Raw genomic sequence first — 16,166 nt, 5'->3', positions numbered from 1 at the left:
CTTAACCCTTAATCAGCTGTAACCGTCTTACTTCCACTCTGCCTGCGGTGTCCGCCGCAGCCAGATCCACGGACTCGACCCGAACCCCCTGCTCAGACAGGTAAGCCAGCCAGTTAAGCAGCCCTTCGAAGCTGCTCTCGGTCAGCCAGACCTGCAGTTTGTCTCCCTGAGGCTGCATCCGCTCAATACTCAGGGCAAACTGCTTGGCGCTCTGAGTGGCCAGTTGGCTGAGACTGCCGGTGGCCATGTTGTTACCGGAACCGCCCTGACCCAGACTCAGGTAACGATTGGCGTCCGCCTTCAGGCTCGCCTGACGACTCAGCTCGCTCTTCAGTCCTTGCTCCGCTTTGGCGACAGCGCCACTCAGCGGTTGCCAGATAAGCCAGTAAAAGCCGCCGATCAGAATAAAGGGCGCCGCCAGAGTCAGCATCTGCCGCTCGCGGGGGTTGAGTTTGTGCCACCAGGCTTTCAGGGCATCCATCATTTCACCTTCACCGTCAGGGCGCCACTGACTCCCTGTTCCTCATTGTTCATGGCACCGGTATCCACCTGGAAGTGACCACCAGCGGCTTTCTGAAACTGTTCAAACTGGGCGAAGTTGGCCGCCCTGACCTGCAGTCGCAACTCGCCGCGATCGGCGTTGTAGCGCAGTGACACAGGCTTGAGTTCGGGAATCGCCGCAAAGGCCGGCTGCAGTTGGTTGAGCATGGCAAGCAGTTCTCCCTGGCCACCGCCGCCGCCAAGGCCACGAACCTTGCCCGCCAGTCGCTGAGCGGGGTGAATCGCCGGATTGACCCGCTCGTTAGGAAACAGGCGCTTGTAGATGGCGTCGGACTCGGCCCGTACCTGCTGGCGCTTGGCGTCAATCTGATACCACTGCATACCCTGGTACACCAGGGTCAGCACCAGGGCGATGCCGGCCATGATGGCCACCTTACCCCAGACCTTCCACACCTTGCCCAGCTCGCGCTTCGGGGCATAGTCTCCGCTGAGCAGATTGCATCTCGACTGGGCCATCCCCTGAACCAGTACCTGCATCGGCAGTTCCAGAGACTGGGGCTGCCACTGGACGCCGTCCAGCACCAGGGCCACCGGAGAGTAGTGCGCCAGAGACACCTCCCCCTCCTCCGTCTTGTCGGCCAGGATGATGGGCAGCCAGTCCGCATCGACGCTGGAGCCTTCCAGGCCAAAGCGGCACAACCACTGAGCTTCCAGTTGCACCAGGGCACCGTCGCACCCCTCGGGCTGCGGTAAGGCCAACACATCCGGCACCATACGCAGCGCCTGCAGGTTGGCGTCCTTCAGCCATTGGCGCCACAGTCCCATCTGCTCATGGCTGACCACGGCCACGGCCAACTGATCACCGTCTCGACGACCGGTGACAAAGTGCAGCTTATCCACCTCCTGGGCCAGTTCGTCCTCCAGCATGAAGGGCAATCCCTTCAGTGCCTGGCGGGCCATCTTGGCCGGCAGGTTCACCTGAGTCAGGGTCAGGGCACTGGAATCCACCAGCACCTCCACCGGTCGACCGCCCGCCCGCTCCGTCAGGCTGGAGAGGGCTTCGGCACCGGGCAACACCCCGGAACTGATGACACTCTGCTGCTCTTCGGACCAGGTGATCCAGCTTATGGGTGTGTCGGCTCTCTCGCCCAGACGCACCACCAATCGTTCGCTCACTGTTGGCCTCCATACTGTCGGGTCAGCGCCACAAAACGGGTGCCTCCCGACCGCTGTAAAACTGTTTCGAGCCGGAACAAGGTGTTGTCCACCTTGGCCGCAGCACGCAGGCGAAAATACTTGCTGTCCACCACAAAGCTGCTCTTGGCCTTGTCGTCCAGCCTCACGCCCTGCACCAGGGACTCCTGCCAAAACTTGTCCATATCCTCCCAACCGTCCGCCGGACGGTTGGCGATCAAATCTTCCACCTGTCCCTGACTCAACTTGCCGTCGAACATCCCCACCAACAGGGAGGCGCGCTCCACCGGGACGGTGTTGACGTTCACCACCTGGGTGGTGTCGCCAGGGATCACGCAGACGTAATCCTTAAGGACCTCATACATGGGCTGGCTGATCCCCAGTACCGCCCGCAACTCGCTGTGATGCCACAAGGGCTGATTGGCGGCCCGGTAGGGCACCTCTCGCGCCTCATAGTCCGGGTCTTCCGCACCATAGCTGCCCTCGGAGCGGTCGTCTTCATCGATGTAGTCGTGCAGCCGCTCTGTGGTCATCTCCGCCAGGTAGAGATCCATCCCCAGATCTTCCAGCATCGCCTGGAACTGCTTCTGCACCAGAGGCTTCTGATTGGGGTTTTCGTTCTTCTCCGCCTGGGTCAGCTCCTGCCCCAGGGCATTGAGGTTGAAACAGCTGCGCATGTCTTCAATCTGGCCAATCAGCTGACCGCCATCGACCGGATAGATCACATCGGTGGTGGCCCAGTACTGCTGAAGGTGGACCGTACCATCGGCGTCCTCCATATCCTGTTTCAGGGCGCGCTTGGCCAGCTCCTCCACCGACAGGGCAAACCAGTAGGCCTGAGTCATCTGGTGGTGATTGACGGTGCGTCTCACCGCAAGGCGACTGCGCTCATTGAAGCTGGCGGCAATGGTGGTCATCACCGCCAACACCAGCAGTACCGTCAGCAGGGCCACCCCTTTCTGTCTGGAGAACATCATTTGCCCTCCTCTCCCGAAGAACCGTCACCGGGACCATTATCACCGCCGTTGCCATTATCACCGCCGTTGCCATTGTCACCGCCGTTACCATTCTCCCCACCGGATTCCGATTGGGCGCTGCCCACCCCATCGGGCAACAGGAAGCGGCGTTCGATCTCACCGAAATCCTCCAGCTCCAGCTTCACCGACACCGCCCGGGCCAGGGGGCTGCCCTCCAGCTTGGTCTGCCACTTGCCGTCCACATAGAAGGCCAGCTTGAAATCCAAAACCCTGTCCAGCAGCACCAGCTCCTCCGGATCGGTATCCACCACGGGATCCGGGTAGATATGGTGCAGCCGCTGCAGCTCGTTCTTCTGTATCCGGTACCCCACCTGCTGCAGGCTGCCTCTGGGCAACTGTCCTCTGGGGTTCAGCCAACCCAGGCGGAAAAAGCTGATGCCATCGGCGTCTGAATCCAGCCAACCATCGCCAAACTGGTAGTTGGAGTCGCTGGGTTTGCTGCCCGCACCTCGTACCGGCCGCATCACCAGCTGGCTGAAGTCCCGCTCCATCATCGACATCGCCCGTTGCACCTGCTTCAGGCGCAGATGATGAGTCTCGCTGGTCTCACTGATGTTCAGTATGTTGGAGAGCACCGCGGCGGTGGCCACACCCAGCAAGGCGAAGATCGCCATGGCCAGCATCATCTCCAGCAAGGTAAAGCCAGACGCCTTAGTCCGGTTTGGCCACATAGGTGGTTACCTCACTGATTACATTGTCAAAATCGTCATCCAGGCTCACCTTGACCCGGATGGCGCGAAATTCGTTGTCACTGGTTTTGATCACTTCCTGACGCCAGTGCCACTCGCGCCCGGCCAGCTCGACCCGGCCCTTCTTGCTGTTGCCCAGCTCAGGAAAGTCGGATTCCAGCCTGGCATCCACCAGCCGGTTGTGGGCCACATAATCCGCGAAGGTTTTCTCACGAAGGATGGGCACGGCACTGAGCTGTTCGCCGGCGCTGTTGACCACAGCCACCGCCGCCAGGGCAAACACCGCCAGGGCCACCATCACCTCCAGCAGGGTAAAGCCGCGCTGCCTCATGACTCCTCCCCGGTGCGGCGGATGTCGCCGATGGCGTTGCCCTCCAGCTCAATCACCAGAGTAGGACGAGCGCTGACCTCTTGAAACTGCAGGGTAAAGGGGGTGATCTCCCCGGAGGGAAGCAAGATCAGCTGAGGTTCCGGCGTCTTACGCTTCTCCTCGTCACTCTTCTCAAACAGGGAGCGATCCAATCCAAATTCGCTCTCATCCTCTTCGTCTGACTGCGTCAGGGGCATCCCCTCCACCGACAGACTCAGGACCACATCCTCGGGCATACGGCGCTCCCGGTAGAGACGGTCCCCCACCAGCAGCTCCCAGTCGTTCTTGTCCAGATTGAATCGGGTAAACAGGTAGTGGTCTTCCTCCACCACCAGTCCCAGCTCCTGGCCGGAGATCACCGACTCCTCCAGGGCCATGGACACCACGGCGGCGAACTCATTGGCCGCCTTATCCAGGGCCTCCTGGCGGGGGTCTCCCCCCACCGTCAGGGTGACCGACATCGCCGCCACCCCGATAAGCAACAGCACCAGCATGATCTCCAGCAGGGTAAACCCCGCCTGGCGCCGCGCCCCTTCCATCATTACTGGTATTCCGTCAGGTTCCAGTTACAGATGTCGTCATCGGTGCCCAACTGGAAATCGGGACCGGAAGAGCAGAGGTCGTAACGACCCTTTTCGCCCGGGCTCAGCAGCACATAGTCGTTGCCCCAGGGATCCTTAGGCAGACGCTTGATGTAGCCACCTTCGCGGTAGTTGCGAGGCTCGGGGGAGTAGTTGGGACGGTTCACCAGGGCAGTCACCCCCTGCTCTGTGGTGGGGTAGATGTTGTTGTCCAGACGATACATGTCCATGGCGCCTTCCAGAGTCACGATGTCCGCCACCGCTTTCTGGATATCCGCCTTGTCTTTGGAGCCCATCAGGTTGGGGGCGATCAGGGAGGCCATAATGCCGATGATCACCAGTACCACCATCACTTCCAACAGGGTAAAGCCGCGCTGGCGGTTATGTTTTTTACTCATGTCTAACCTCAAAAGGCGTTATCAGATAAAGGTATTCATTGCCATCATGGGCTGCATGATGGCCACAACAATAAAGAGCACCACGCCGGCCATGGTCACCACGATCAGCGGCTGAAGCACCGCCATGGCCACGCTGACCAGAGTCTCAAACTCCCGGTCCTGGTTGTCCGCCGCCCGAGACAGCATGCTGTCCAGCTCACCGGACTTTTCACCTGAGGCGATCATGTGCAACATCATCGGCGGGAACAGGCCGGTATGCTGCAACGACGCCCGCAAGCTGGCGCCCTCACGCACCTTGGTGGTGGCTTCCGCCACCGCATCCCGCACCCGCAGGTTCAGCAGCACGTCCGAGGCGATCCCCATCGCCTCCAGCAGGGGAACCCCGGAGGAGGAGAGGGTACTCAGGGTGCGGGCGAAACGGGCGGTGTTCAACCCCCGGGCCACCTTGCCGATCACCGGCATGTGCAGCACAGAGTTGTGCCATTTCAGCTTGAAGTCCCGGTTGCGCTGAGCCTGCTTGAACAGCACCAGGGATACGACCACAGCCCCTACAATGTAGAGACCCCAGGCCTGCAAAAATTCCGACGCGTCGATCAAAAATTGGGTGGTCCAGGGCAGAGACTGACCCATGGAGCTGAACTGATCCACCACCTGAGGCACCACGGCCACCAGCAGGAAGGAGACCACACCGATGGCCACCAGAGTCAGGATGATGGGGTAGACCATCGCCTGGATCAGCTTGGAGTTCAGCTCCTGCTGACGCTCCTTGTAATCCGCCAGTCGTTCCAGCACCACCTCGAGGTGACCGGATTTCTCCCCGGACGCCACCATGGCCACATAGAGCTCATCGAAGATGTGGGGAAACTCCTTCATGGACTCGGCCAGGGAGTAGCCCTCCACCACCTTGGAGCGCACCGCCATCACCATCCCCTTGGTGCGGGGCTTCTCGCTCTGCTCCGCCACCGCCTTGAGGGCTTCTTCGATGGGCAGGCCACCGGCCACCAGAGTCGCTAGCTGACGGGTCAGCAGCGCCAGCTCTGTGGTGGAGATTCTGGGTTTAAACAGAGACAGGGAGAGCCCCTGGCTGTCGCTGCGCTTCTCCTGGGCCGCCGCCTCCTGGAGATCCAGGGGCACCAGTTGCTTCTCCCGAAGCAGGCTGCGGGCCTGGCGGGGAGTGTCCGCTTCGATCACTCCCTTGACCTGACGCCCCTTGTTGTTGAGCGCTTTGTATTCGAAGGCCGCCATGGATTACTCCTCCCGGGTCACCCGGAGCACTTCCTCCAGGGTGGTGCGACCTTCCAGAACCTTGCCACAACCATCGGCTCGAATGGAGGGCACGTGTTGGCGCACATACTTCTCAATGGCCAGCTCGCCCCTGCCGCCGTGGATCAGTTCACGGATCTGATCGTCCACCACCAGCAGCTCATGAATGCCGGTTCGACCACGGTAACCACTCTGGTTACAGGCGTCACACCCACAGGCGCGGTAGATGGTCGCCGGCTGGGCCAGGCCCAGCAGCTCCATCTCGCGGGCATCGGTCTGATGAGGGATCTTGCACTCATCACACAGGGTTCGCACCAGGCGTTGGGCCAACACCCCAAGCAGGGAGGAAGACACCAGGAAGGGTTCCACCCCCATGTCCTGCAGTCGGGTGATGGCACCGGCTGCGGTGTTGGTGTGCAGGGTAGAAAGCACCAGGTGACCGGTAAGAGAGGCCTGAACCGCAATGGAGCCTGTCTCCAGATCTCGAATCTCACCCACCATCACCACGTCGGGATCCTGACGCAGGATGGCGCGCAGGCCACGGGCAAAGGTCATGTCCACCTTGGTGTTGACCTGGGTCTGGCCTATGCCTTCAATCTCATATTCGATGGGATCTTCAACGGTGAGGATATTGCGATCCCGGCTGTTGATCTCAGTCAGGCCGGCGTACAGGGTGGTGGATTTACCCGAACCCGTCGGGCCGGTCACCAGCAAGATACCGTGAGGCTTGCGGATCAGGGCATCGAACTCCTTTCGGATGGAGGCGCTCATCCCCAGCTGACGCAGGTTGAGCATCGCCTGGTTCTTATCCAGCAGACGCAGCACCACCCGCTCACCGCGGGAGCCTGGCATGGTGGACACCCGCACATCCACGGCGCGGCCGCCGATGCGCAGGGAGATACGGCCATCCTGGGGGACTCGCTTCTCGGCAATATCCAGGCGGGCCATTACCTTGATTCGGGACACCAGCAGGGAGCTGATCTTACGTTGTTGCTTGAGCACTTCACGCAGTACCCCGTCCACCCGGAAACGCACCACCAGCTCACGCTCGTAGGTCTCCACGTGAATATCGGAGGCGCCCACCTTGATCGCCTCGGACAACAGGGCGTTGATCAGGCGAATGATGGGGGCGTCATCTTCGGCGTCCAGCAGATCTTCGGTCTCCGGCAGCTCATCCGCCAGAGAGGTCAGGTCATCATCCTTGCCGATGTCCTCCATCAGCTGCTGAGCCTCGGAGCTGTCCTGCTGATACACCTCGGTCAGTTTCAGGTCGAAGGCGCTCTGGTCCAAAGGCTGCAGGCTCACCTGGCCGCCGGCCAGGCGGCGGGCTTCCAGCAGTGCCTTGGGCGGGCAGTTGGGGCCGTAGCTGAGCACCAGCTCGCCAGTATCAGTTTCGCTCAAAACCAGGCTGAAACGCCGGGCAAAGGCGAAGGGCAGGCGATGTTCAAGGCCCTGATGCCCCTCCTCCATCGCCTCCAGGTCCGCTTCCTGGGCGGCCTGCTCCAGAGCCTCGGTGTGAGTCACTTCGGCCATGGATTACTCCTCCACCGGCGGAATGCCGTTGGTCTTATCCTTCTTGAGACGATCCATCTGGTCGTTCATCCAGCTGGAATCATCGCGGATGGGGGTCTGCATGTCGTTGCCCTTCTGGTAGTTCTCCAGAATCTCCAGGGCTTCCGGAGTCAGGTTGTTGGGCTGAACCCACTCAGGCAGAACCGGCACCGAGGTGTTGGGCATCAGCGCCACACCCTCTTCATCCTGGGCCAGCTGGGCGGCGCGGATGTAGTTGTACTTGCGACCGGACAGACCGTTCATGGTCACCCCATCACGGATGATGGTGGGCTTGATGAAGATCATCAGGTTACGCTTGGTCTTCTTGGAGGAGGTGGAGGTAAACAGCGCCCCCAGGTAGGGGATGTCCCCCAGCAGAGGAACCTTGGAAACACTCTCCTGAACGTCCTCGTTGAGCAGGCCGCCCAATACTATGGTTTCGCCAGAGTCGGCCAGCACCGTGGTCTTGAGCTCACGCTTGCCGAAGGTCACGTCCACCGAGGTGCGGCCGTTAACGTTGGAGGTCTCCTGAACAATCTCCATCTGCACCGCGTCCCCTTCGTTGATCTGGGGCTTGACGGTCAGCTTGATGCCCACCTCTTTACGCTCCACGGTCTGGAAAGGGTTGTCGTTGCCGGAGCTGGCGGCGGAGCCGGTGATCACCGGCACCTCGTCACCGACGATGAAGCTGGCTTCCTGGTTGTCCAGGGTGGTGATGCTTGGGGTGGCCAGCACGTTGGAGTTGGAGTCGGACGCCACCGCCTGCACCAGGGCACCGAAGTCGCCAATCTGGGCGCCCCAGGCCATGCCGTTAATCTTGGCCAGGGCACTGGCCAGGGTGGAGATGTCTCCGGGGGTATCCGGGTTTTCGGTTCTGTTGCCATTGGCATCGATAACCACGCTACCTTCAGTCTCGCGGGCATCCCACAGACCGGCGGCGATCTCACCAATGGTCACGCCAGTACCGTTGTTGAACTGGGTCAGGGCGCCGGACTCATGGTACATCTGCACGCCGAAGCTGATGTCGTCGCCTTCGGCGATCTCGACGATCACCGCTTCCACCAACACCTGGGCACGGCGGATATCCAGCTGACGGATGACGCTTTCGATCTCCTGCATCTGGTCCGGTTTGGCGTTGATCACCAGGGCATTGGAGTCGGCGTGGGCCATGATGGTGATCCCCTGCCCCGACTTGCCTCGGGTGTTGCCCTTGGCGGCGTCTTCCGCCTGCTCCAGGCTTTCGGCGAAGCCGGACAGCACCTCCTGCAGCTCCTCGGCCTGGGCATACTTGAGATAGAACACCCGGGTGTTGCCGGAGTTGCGCATATCCTGGTCCAGAGAGTGCACCAGCTGCACCGCCCGCTTACGGGCCTTCTCGTCACCGGAGATCACCACGGAGTTGGTGCGCTCGTCCGCCACCACCTTGGGCACGGAGCCAGCAGCGGTAGACTGCTGGGCACCACTGCGATATAGGGCATCGATGATGCGCACCATTTCGGCGGCGGACGCGTATTGCAGCTTCACCACCTGAACCTTGGTGTCCCCCTGGAGGTCGACCCGTTTGACGATCTCCACCAGCTTGTTCACCGTCGCCGCGCGGCCGGTGATCATCAGCACGTTGGAGGGGTCGTAGTTCACCACGTTGCCGCCGTCGCTGTTGTCGTTGAGCTGACGCAGCAGAGGCGCCAACTGCTTGGCCTCGACGTTGTACAGGGGAACGATGCGGGTGACCATCTCGTCACCGCCGCCGGGCTGATTTTCATCGGCCACCCGGATATTGGCGTTCTTGGCGTCTTTGCCCTTGATCACCTTGATGATATTGCCATCCATCTCCACCACGGCGTAGCCATACACCTCCAGCACCGACAGGAAGAACTGGTAGTACTGATCGTCGTTGAGCAGGTCATAGCTGCGGACGTTGATCTTCCCCCGCACCGTGGGGTCGACGATGATGGTCTTCTGCAGGTTCTTACCAACGATGTTGATAAACTCCTGGATGTCGGTGCCCTTGAAGTTGGCGGCGTACTGGGCGGCCATGGCTGGCATGCCCATGGCCAGTACAGACGCTCCGGCAATCAGGCCAGCGGCAATCCGGTTGCGAATCCAGGGCATCCGGCGTGTTTGTGTCTTCATTCTCATCCCCATAGCCATGATCAGTTTTGGTTTGGCAGGCTAAACATGATTTCCGTAAGTTGACCTTCCCTCTCCACCATCACCGACATCTCGGTCAGTTCCGGCAACTCGGCGAGCACCTGCATCGCCTCGGACATCTGGGTCAGGTCGTAGCCATTGATGGCCACTGCGAGATCGCCGGCCTTGAGCCCGGCTTGGGTAAACAGAGCCCGGTCTTTGCCTGGGTTCAGTCGATATCCCTTCAGTCCCCCCTCCTGGGATTTCACTGGACTGATAGAGAGGTAATCGGTCAGTTTGCCCGGATCGCTCAGCAGTGCACTGCGAGCCTCATCCAGCTGACGAGAAACGGCCTGGTTTTCCCGCAGATCCTGTTGTTGTGGTTCTGTTGGAGTCTGCTTTAACCGTTTCGTTTCATCGGTGATGGTTTTGCTGTACTCAATTCCATCCAGCATCACAGTTTCGTAACGGCCGCGATTGACGATGATCGCCCTGTCCGCGTAAACCTCATGCAGGCTGGCAGAGGTGCCTTTGATCTTATCGCCGATGCCATAGGTTTCCTGGCTGCCAGCGCTCTCGATGATGGCGATGCCCCGCTCCTGCTCTGAACTGGCCACTAGGCCGGTCAGCAGGATTCTCAGGGTGGTCTTGGGGGCGTCGGTGATCAGATTGGTTTCCACCACAGGCTTCTTGGTGGCCTGGGCTTTTTCCGCCTTACCAAACAGGTTCAGCGACTGAACCGGGCCCATATCCCTTCCCTGAGTCTGGGTCCCCTGCTGGGATTGGGGGCGCCAGGCCTGCTGGGGGCCGCTCTCTTTGGGCACCATCATCCAGGTCAGCTGCGACGCAAGATAGATGGCGTAAACCGCCAACAGGGCAGTCAGGACGCGAGCGATGGCCGCTTGAGGCAGTTTGGCAAGGCCATTGAGTCCCTGCTGCAGATAATCCATAAATTCAGTGCTCTTTACTCTTAGTGCCGGCAGCGTATCGAGTTAGAAATAATAAAAAAATTCGTAAAGTTCATGCTAACCCACCACCAAGGGCGCAACAACCCTTAACCATACTTGGTGGCAGCCTGGCTGTCATGGTCAATTTTGGCTAGTTATGCTACCCTTGGCAGCCCCATCACGCTGTGAGGCTCCCCCAGTTTTTGATCTTCATAGTCCGCGCGACCTCTCGCTTTAGATAGTAGAACATCGAATCATGGCCAAAAAACAATCGCATACCGAATTGACCTCAGTCCGCATCGATAAGTGGTTGTGGGCAGCAAGGTTCTACAAGACCCGGCCTATGGCCCAGGAGATGGTCAGCGGCGGTAAGGTCCACTATAACGGCCAGAGATGCAAGCCAAGCCGACTCATATCCGTTGGCGGCACCATCACCCTGTGGCAGGGCAATGATGAGCGAGAGATAGTGATTCAAGGTCTGTCCGAGAAGCGCCTCTCCGCCCCTCTGGCGCAAGAGATGTATCAGGAAACAGAAGAGAGCTTGAAAAAACGGGAAGCCGCCTCCACATCACGGAGACTCGAGGCTGCGGGCCAACCCCTCACCTCCTCACGGCCGGACAAGAAACAACGCCGCCAGATCATGAAGCTGAAGCAGCAGTAAGCAAAGAGACCATCATGAGCCAAGACAAGTTATACCGATACCTGTTTGACCAAGCCGATGTGCGCGGCGAAATCGTGCAACTGGAACAAAGCTACCAGCAGATGCTGGCGGGCAAAGAGTATCCCGAAGCGGTCGCCCGCCTGCTGGGCGAGACCCTGGCCGCCACCTCTTTGCTGACCGCCATCCTCAAGTTTGAGGGCGAGATCGCCGTTCAGTTGCAGGGCACCGGCCCCATCAGCCTGGTGGCCATCAACGGCAACCACAATCAACAGCTGCGCGGCATCGCCCGCTGGGAAGGCACGCCCGAAGGGGATCTGAAGCAGCTGGTGGGCCAGGGACACCTGGTGATCACCATCACCCCGGATAAGGGCGAGCGCTATCAGGGCATTGTCGCCCTGGATCAGGACAACCTGGCAAGTTGCCTGGAGCAATACTTTGCCCAGTCCGAACAGCTGAAGACCCGCCTGTGGCTGCACGCCGACAATCAGCACGCCGCCGGCATGCTGCTGCAGATCCTGCCCGAGAGTGCCAAGGAGCAGGAGGTGGAGTTCGAGCATCTGGAATCTCTGACCGACACCATCAAGGCCGAAGAGCTGTTCTCCCTGGACGCAGAAGAGGTGCTGCATCGCCTCTATCACCAGGAAGAGGTACGCCTGTTCGACCCTGCCGAGGTCAGCTTCAAGTGCGGTTGCTCCCGCGAGCGTAGCCTGTCCGCCCTCTCTACCCTGCCCAAGGAGGAGTTGGAGAGCGTCCTGGAGGAACAGGGCCAGATCGCCATCAACTGTGACTACTGCGGCGCCGGTTACCGCTTCGACCGCATCGACATGGAAGCCCTGTGGGCCGGCTCCTCCGCCAGCTCCCCGCAGAGCCACTGATAGCAAACATCAATCTGTAGATAAGGGCGGCCATTGTGCCGCCCTTTGATCTTTGTCACAAATATCGATTTTTTGCCCCATCGACGCTACACTCCCCTCGTTGAACAGAAACTGTTCACACCCTACAGGCCCCCCAATAAATAGAAATCAGGCGGACGGCAGGAGCCCCGACGCCAAGGAGTCAAAACAGTATGACTACATGCAGGATGCGTGTACTGAACAACCTCTCCACCGCCGAGTTGGTCGAACATGCGCTCGACCGTGGCGAAGGCACCCTGGCCGACAACGGTGCCCTCTGCGTCGAAACCGGTCAGCGCACCGGCCGCTCCCCCAACGACCGCTTCATTGTCAAAGAACCCTCCACCGAAGCCGAAATCGACTGGGGCAAGATCAACAAACCCTTCGACACCAACAAGTTTGATGCCCTCTGGTCTCTGGTCGAAGCCTACCTGGCCGAGAAAGAGTGCTTCCAGTCCGAGTTGGAAGTGGGCGCCGATCCAGAGCACTACCTGCCGGTTAGGGTGACCACGGAAACCGCCTGGCAACAGTTGTTCGCCCGCAATCTGTTCATTGTCCCCAAGCGCTACAACCAGGGGGACAAGGAGGAGTGGCAGATCTACAACGCACCAGGCTTCCAGTGTGTCCCCGAGCGGGACGGCACCAATTCCGACGGCGCAGTGATCATCAACTTTGCCCAGCGCAAGGTATTGCTGGCGGGCATGCGCTACGCCGGCGAGATGAAAAAGTCGATGTTCTCCGTTCAGAACTTCCTGCTCCCCGCCAAGGGCGTACTGCCGATGCACTGCTCCGCCAACGTCGGCGAAGTGGGCGACACCACCCTGTTCTTTGGCCTGTCCGGCACCGGCAAGACCACCCTGTCTGCCGATCCCAAGCGTGCCCTGATAGGTGACGATGAGCATGGCTGGGCTCCCGGCGGCGTGTTCAACATCGAAGGCGGCTGCTACGCCAAATGCATCGACCTGTCTGCCAAGAACGAGCCGGTGATCTGGAATGCCATCCACTTCGGTACCGTCCTGGAGAACGTGGTGCTCAACGAGGAGCGCACCCCGGACTACGGCGATGACAGCCTGACCCAGAACAGCCGGGCCGCCTACCCACTGGAGCACATCGCCCGTCGCATCGAAGCCAATCGCGGTGCCGAACCCCATGCGGTGGTGTTCCTCACCTGCGACGTTTCCGGCGTGTTGCCCCCGGTCTCCTGCCTGAGCAAGGAAGCGGCGGCCTACCACTTCCTCTCTGGCTACACCGCCAAGGTCGGCTCCACCGAGATGGGCAGTGCCGCCGGCATTCAGTCCACTTTCTCCACCTGCTTCGGCGCGCCCTTCTTCCCCCGTCCTGCCGGGGTCTACGCCGAGCTGCTGATGAAGCGCATCGAGAGCTTCGACACCAAGGTGTACCTGGTGAATACCGGCTGGACCGGTGGCCCCTATGGCGCGGGACAGCGTTTCGACATCCCCACCACTCGGGCCATCATCGACGCCATCGTCTCCGGTGAACTGGCCGACGCCAAGACCCGGCACCTGCCTCAGCTGAACCTGGAGGTGCCCCTGAGCATCGCCGGCGTCGACAGCAAACTGCTCAATCCCCGCGACACCTGGGAGGACGGCCAGGAGTACGATCGCTACGCCGCCAAACTGGCCGCCGAGTTCAAAGAGAACTTTGGCAAATACCAGGTTTCCGACGGGATTCGACAAGCCGGTCCCCAGGGATAAGGTCTGAACCAACCTCAAAAAACACAAGGGCCGCCAATATGTTAGCGGCCCTTTTGCATTTCTATTCGCCTCAAAAATAATTCACCGTTCGGTGAATTATTTCGACGCACATTCGCCTTGGGCAATCTCTTACGCATCGAAGCGGAAAACGACTCATTTCATCCGCCAGCGGAGGGGGAATTTTCCCTTTACCCACCCCAACTTAGTGAAATAGCGACACTTTATAAGGTCGCAATAACCAATATTTCCAAATGTTAAAATTGTAATCATTTTGTATATTTTGGTTGAATTTTTGCGCCAGGGCCCATTGAGAGTTATTTCCGGCAGTGATAGGTTCGGCAAAGTCAACGTATGGAAGGCGTTGATAAATCAGCAATCACAATTAGGAAATAACAATGATTCAAGGAAAAGACTTTACCAAGCTGGCACTGTGCGTCGCCCTGGGCTCCGCAGTGGCTGCTCCGGCCATGGCATGGGAGCCTGCCGGACAAGGTGGATTCAAGAGCTTCAATCTGACGCTGGAAGATCAGAGTGCAACCGGGCCTCAGACCCGTTTCATCGTTCGCTACAAGCAAGAGAACAACGCGCCCTTCCTGTTCTCCTTCATGGGCAACGGCAACCAGGCCAGCCTGATGAAAGAGAAGGCCCGTACCATGGCCGCTCAGGTGGGCAGTGATATGCGCTTCGTCCGCAGCATGGCCCTGGCCAAGCACCATGTGTTCGCCATGAAAGGCGCCATGAGCAAGCAAGAAGCCAAGCAAGTGATGGAAACTATGCTGGCCGCAGACAGCAACATCGAGTCCATCGAGCTGGACCAGATGCTGCGCCCCATGGCCACCCCCAACGATCCCCGCTACGGCGATCAGTGGCACTACTTCGAGTCCGCCGCCGGCATGAACCTGCCCGCAGCCTGGGACAGCGTAACCGGTGCAGGCACCGTGGTGGCGGTACTGGATACCGGTTATCGTCCCCATGCCGACCTCAACGGCAACATCCTGCCTGGCTACGACATGATCAACGATACCTTCGTCTCCGTGGACGGTGATGGCCGCGACAGCGATGCCACCGATCCCGGCGACCACGTCCAGGCCGGCGAGTGCGGCAACGGCTACCCCGAGCAGGACCAGGGCAGCTCCTGGCACGGTACCCACGTGGCCGGCACCGTGGCTGCGGTGGCCAACAACAACACAGGTGTGGCCGGTGTGGCCTATGGCGCCAAGATCGTGCCGGTTCGTGTTCTGGGTAAGTGTGGTGGTTACACCTCTGACATCGCCGACGGCATCATCTGGGCCTCAGGCGGCAGCGTACCCGGTGTCCCTGCCAACGCCAACCCAGCGGACGTAATCAACATGAGCCTGGGTGGCGGCGGCAGCTGCTCCTCCACCACTCAGAACGCCATCAACACCGCTCGCTCCAACGGTGCCACCGTGGTGGTAGCTGCCGGTAACTCCAACCAGAATGCCGCCAACTTCAATCCGGGTAACTGTGATGGCGTGGTCAACGTGGCCGCACTGGGCCGCGACGCAACCCGCGCCTACTACTCCAACTACGGCAGCGCCATCGACGTCTCTGCCCCGGGTGGTGCCATGAGCTTTGCCGGCGACTCCAACGGCATCCTCTCCACCTACAACAGCGGCAGCCTGGCGCCCGCATCCGACAACTACGACTACCTGCAGGGCACCTCCATGGCCGCCCCTCACGTAGCCGGCCTGGTAGCCCTGATGTATGAAGCGGATCCCACCATGGATCCCGATAAGGCGGAGAGCATCCTCAAGTCCACCGCCCGCGCCGACAGCTGCTCCAACTGTGGTGTTGGCCTGGTCGATGCGGCAGCCGCGGTGGCCGCCGCTGCCGGTGGCGACAATGGCGGTGGTGACGGCAATGGTGAAGGCAACAGCTGGACCTTCGACAACCTGTCTGCCTCCCGCCGTGACTGGGTGATGTATGAAGTGGAGGTGCCTGCCGGTGCCACCAACTTCACTGCCACCATCAGTGGCGGCAGCGGTGATGCCGACCTCTACACCCGCTTCGGCGCCCAGCCGACGACTCGCTCCTACAACTGCCGCCCCTATGAATCCGGCAACAACGAGAGCTGCGTAGAAGCCAACCCCAGCGCCGGCACCTGGTTTGTGGGCATTCGCGCCTACCGCGCCTTCTCTGGTGTCACCCTGAACATCAGCTACGAGTAACAGCGACGCTGAAAACAGAAGAGGACTCCCTTGGGAGTCCTCTTTTT

At 60.2% G+C, this 16,166-nt stretch carries 15 protein-coding genes; 4 read left to right on the top strand and 11 right to left on the bottom strand.

The window, feature by feature from the left end; translation table 11 throughout:
• Position 1: 1 nt before the first annotated feature.
• Genes QUE41_RS01040 through gspC form a run of 11 tightly spaced genes read right to left on the bottom strand, consistent with a single transcriptional unit; the run spans position 2 to position 10,664 of the window.
• Complete coding sequence (locus tag QUE41_RS01040) at positions 2-481, bottom strand: type II secretion system protein M (protein WP_286341170.1); 480 nt, start codon at positions 479-481, stop codon at positions 2-4.
• Complete coding sequence (gene gspL / locus QUE41_RS01035) at positions 481-1,677, bottom strand: type II secretion system protein GspL (RefSeq protein WP_286341169.1); 1,197 nt, start codon at positions 1,675-1,677, stop codon at positions 481-483. The genes QUE41_RS01040 and gspL overlap by 1 nt, the downstream gene beginning before the upstream one ends.
• Positions 1,674-2,669 carry a type II secretion system minor pseudopilin GspK gene (gspK, locus tag QUE41_RS01030; protein WP_286342888.1) on the bottom strand — a complete coding sequence of 332 codons (996 nt, stop codon included), beginning with the start codon at positions 2,667-2,669 and terminating at the stop codon, positions 1,674-1,676. The genes gspL and gspK overlap by 4 nt, the downstream gene beginning before the upstream one ends.
• Positions 2,669-3,403 carry a type II secretion system minor pseudopilin GspJ gene (gene gspJ, locus QUE41_RS01025; RefSeq protein ID WP_286341168.1) on the bottom strand — a complete coding sequence of 245 codons (735 nt, stop codon included), beginning with the start codon at positions 3,401-3,403 and terminating at the stop codon, positions 2,669-2,671. Before gspJ ends, gspK begins: the two co-directional genes overlap by 1 nt.
• Positions 3,384-3,752: a type II secretion system minor pseudopilin GspI gene (gspI, locus tag QUE41_RS01020; protein ID WP_286341167.1), complete on the bottom strand. Its 369-nt coding sequence runs from the start codon at positions 3,750-3,752 to the stop codon at positions 3,384-3,386. Before gspI ends, gspJ begins: the two co-directional genes overlap by 20 nt.
• Entirely contained in the window at positions 3,749-4,333 is a 585-nt protein-coding gene (gene gspH / locus QUE41_RS01015) for a type II secretion system minor pseudopilin GspH (protein ID WP_286341166.1), read from the bottom strand. The genes gspI and gspH overlap by 4 nt, the downstream gene beginning before the upstream one ends.
• Positions 4,333-4,770, bottom strand: coding sequence for a type II secretion system major pseudopilin GspG (gene gspG / locus QUE41_RS01010; protein WP_286341165.1), 438 nt, complete (start codon positions 4,768-4,770; stop codon positions 4,333-4,335). The genes gspH and gspG overlap by 1 nt, the downstream gene beginning before the upstream one ends.
• Positions 4,771-4,791: 21 nt before the next feature.
• Positions 4,792-6,015: a type II secretion system inner membrane protein GspF gene (gspF, locus tag QUE41_RS01005; RefSeq protein WP_286341164.1), complete on the bottom strand. Its 1,224-nt coding sequence runs from the start codon at positions 6,013-6,015 to the stop codon at positions 4,792-4,794.
• Positions 6,016-6,018: 3 nt separating this feature from the next.
• Positions 6,019-7,566, bottom strand: a complete 1,548-nt coding sequence (gene gspE, locus QUE41_RS01000; protein ID WP_502875925.1) for a type II secretion system ATPase GspE — start codon at positions 7,564-7,566, stop codon at positions 6,019-6,021.
• A gap of 3 nt (positions 7,567-7,569) precedes the next feature.
• On the bottom strand, positions 7,570-9,717 hold the full coding sequence (gene gspD / locus QUE41_RS00995; protein WP_286341163.1) for a type II secretion system secretin GspD: 2,148 nt from the start codon (positions 9,715-9,717) through the stop codon (positions 7,570-7,572).
• A 20-nt stretch (positions 9,718-9,737) separates the two neighbouring features.
• Positions 9,738-10,664 carry a type II secretion system protein GspC gene (gspC, locus tag QUE41_RS00990; RefSeq protein WP_286341162.1) on the bottom strand — a complete coding sequence of 309 codons (927 nt, stop codon included), beginning with the start codon at positions 10,662-10,664 and terminating at the stop codon, positions 9,738-9,740.
• 253 nt (positions 10,665-10,917) lie between these two features.
• On the opposite strand from gspC, the gene hslR reads away from it, so the two are divergent.
• The 4 genes from hslR (at position 10,918) to QUE41_RS00970 (ending at position 16,119) form a co-directional block, all read left to right on the top strand.
• Entirely contained in the window at positions 10,918-11,322 is a 405-nt protein-coding gene (gene hslR / locus QUE41_RS00985) for a ribosome-associated heat shock protein Hsp15 (RefSeq protein ID WP_286341161.1), read from the top strand.
• 14 nt (positions 11,323-11,336) lie between these two features.
• Positions 11,337-12,197 (top strand): Hsp33 family molecular chaperone HslO, encoded by an 861-nt coding sequence (gene hslO / locus QUE41_RS00980; protein ID WP_286341160.1) that lies wholly within the window; start codon positions 11,337-11,339, stop codon positions 12,195-12,197.
• 191 nt (positions 12,198-12,388) lie between these two features.
• Complete coding sequence (locus QUE41_RS00975; RefSeq protein WP_286341159.1) at positions 12,389-13,930, top strand: phosphoenolpyruvate carboxykinase; 1,542 nt, start codon at positions 12,389-12,391, stop codon at positions 13,928-13,930.
• A 395-nt stretch (positions 13,931-14,325) separates the two neighbouring features.
• Positions 14,326-16,119, top strand: coding sequence for a S8 family peptidase (locus QUE41_RS00970; protein ID WP_502875924.1), 1,794 nt, complete (start codon positions 14,326-14,328; stop codon positions 16,117-16,119).
• Positions 16,120-16,166: the final 47 nt, after the last annotated feature.

This window comes from Ferrimonas sp. YFM (assembly GCF_030296015.1).
In the GTDB taxonomy this organism is placed as follows: domain Bacteria; phylum Pseudomonadota; class Gammaproteobacteria; order Enterobacterales; family Shewanellaceae; genus Ferrimonas.
This window is presented reverse-complemented; position numbering and strand designations above follow the sequence as displayed.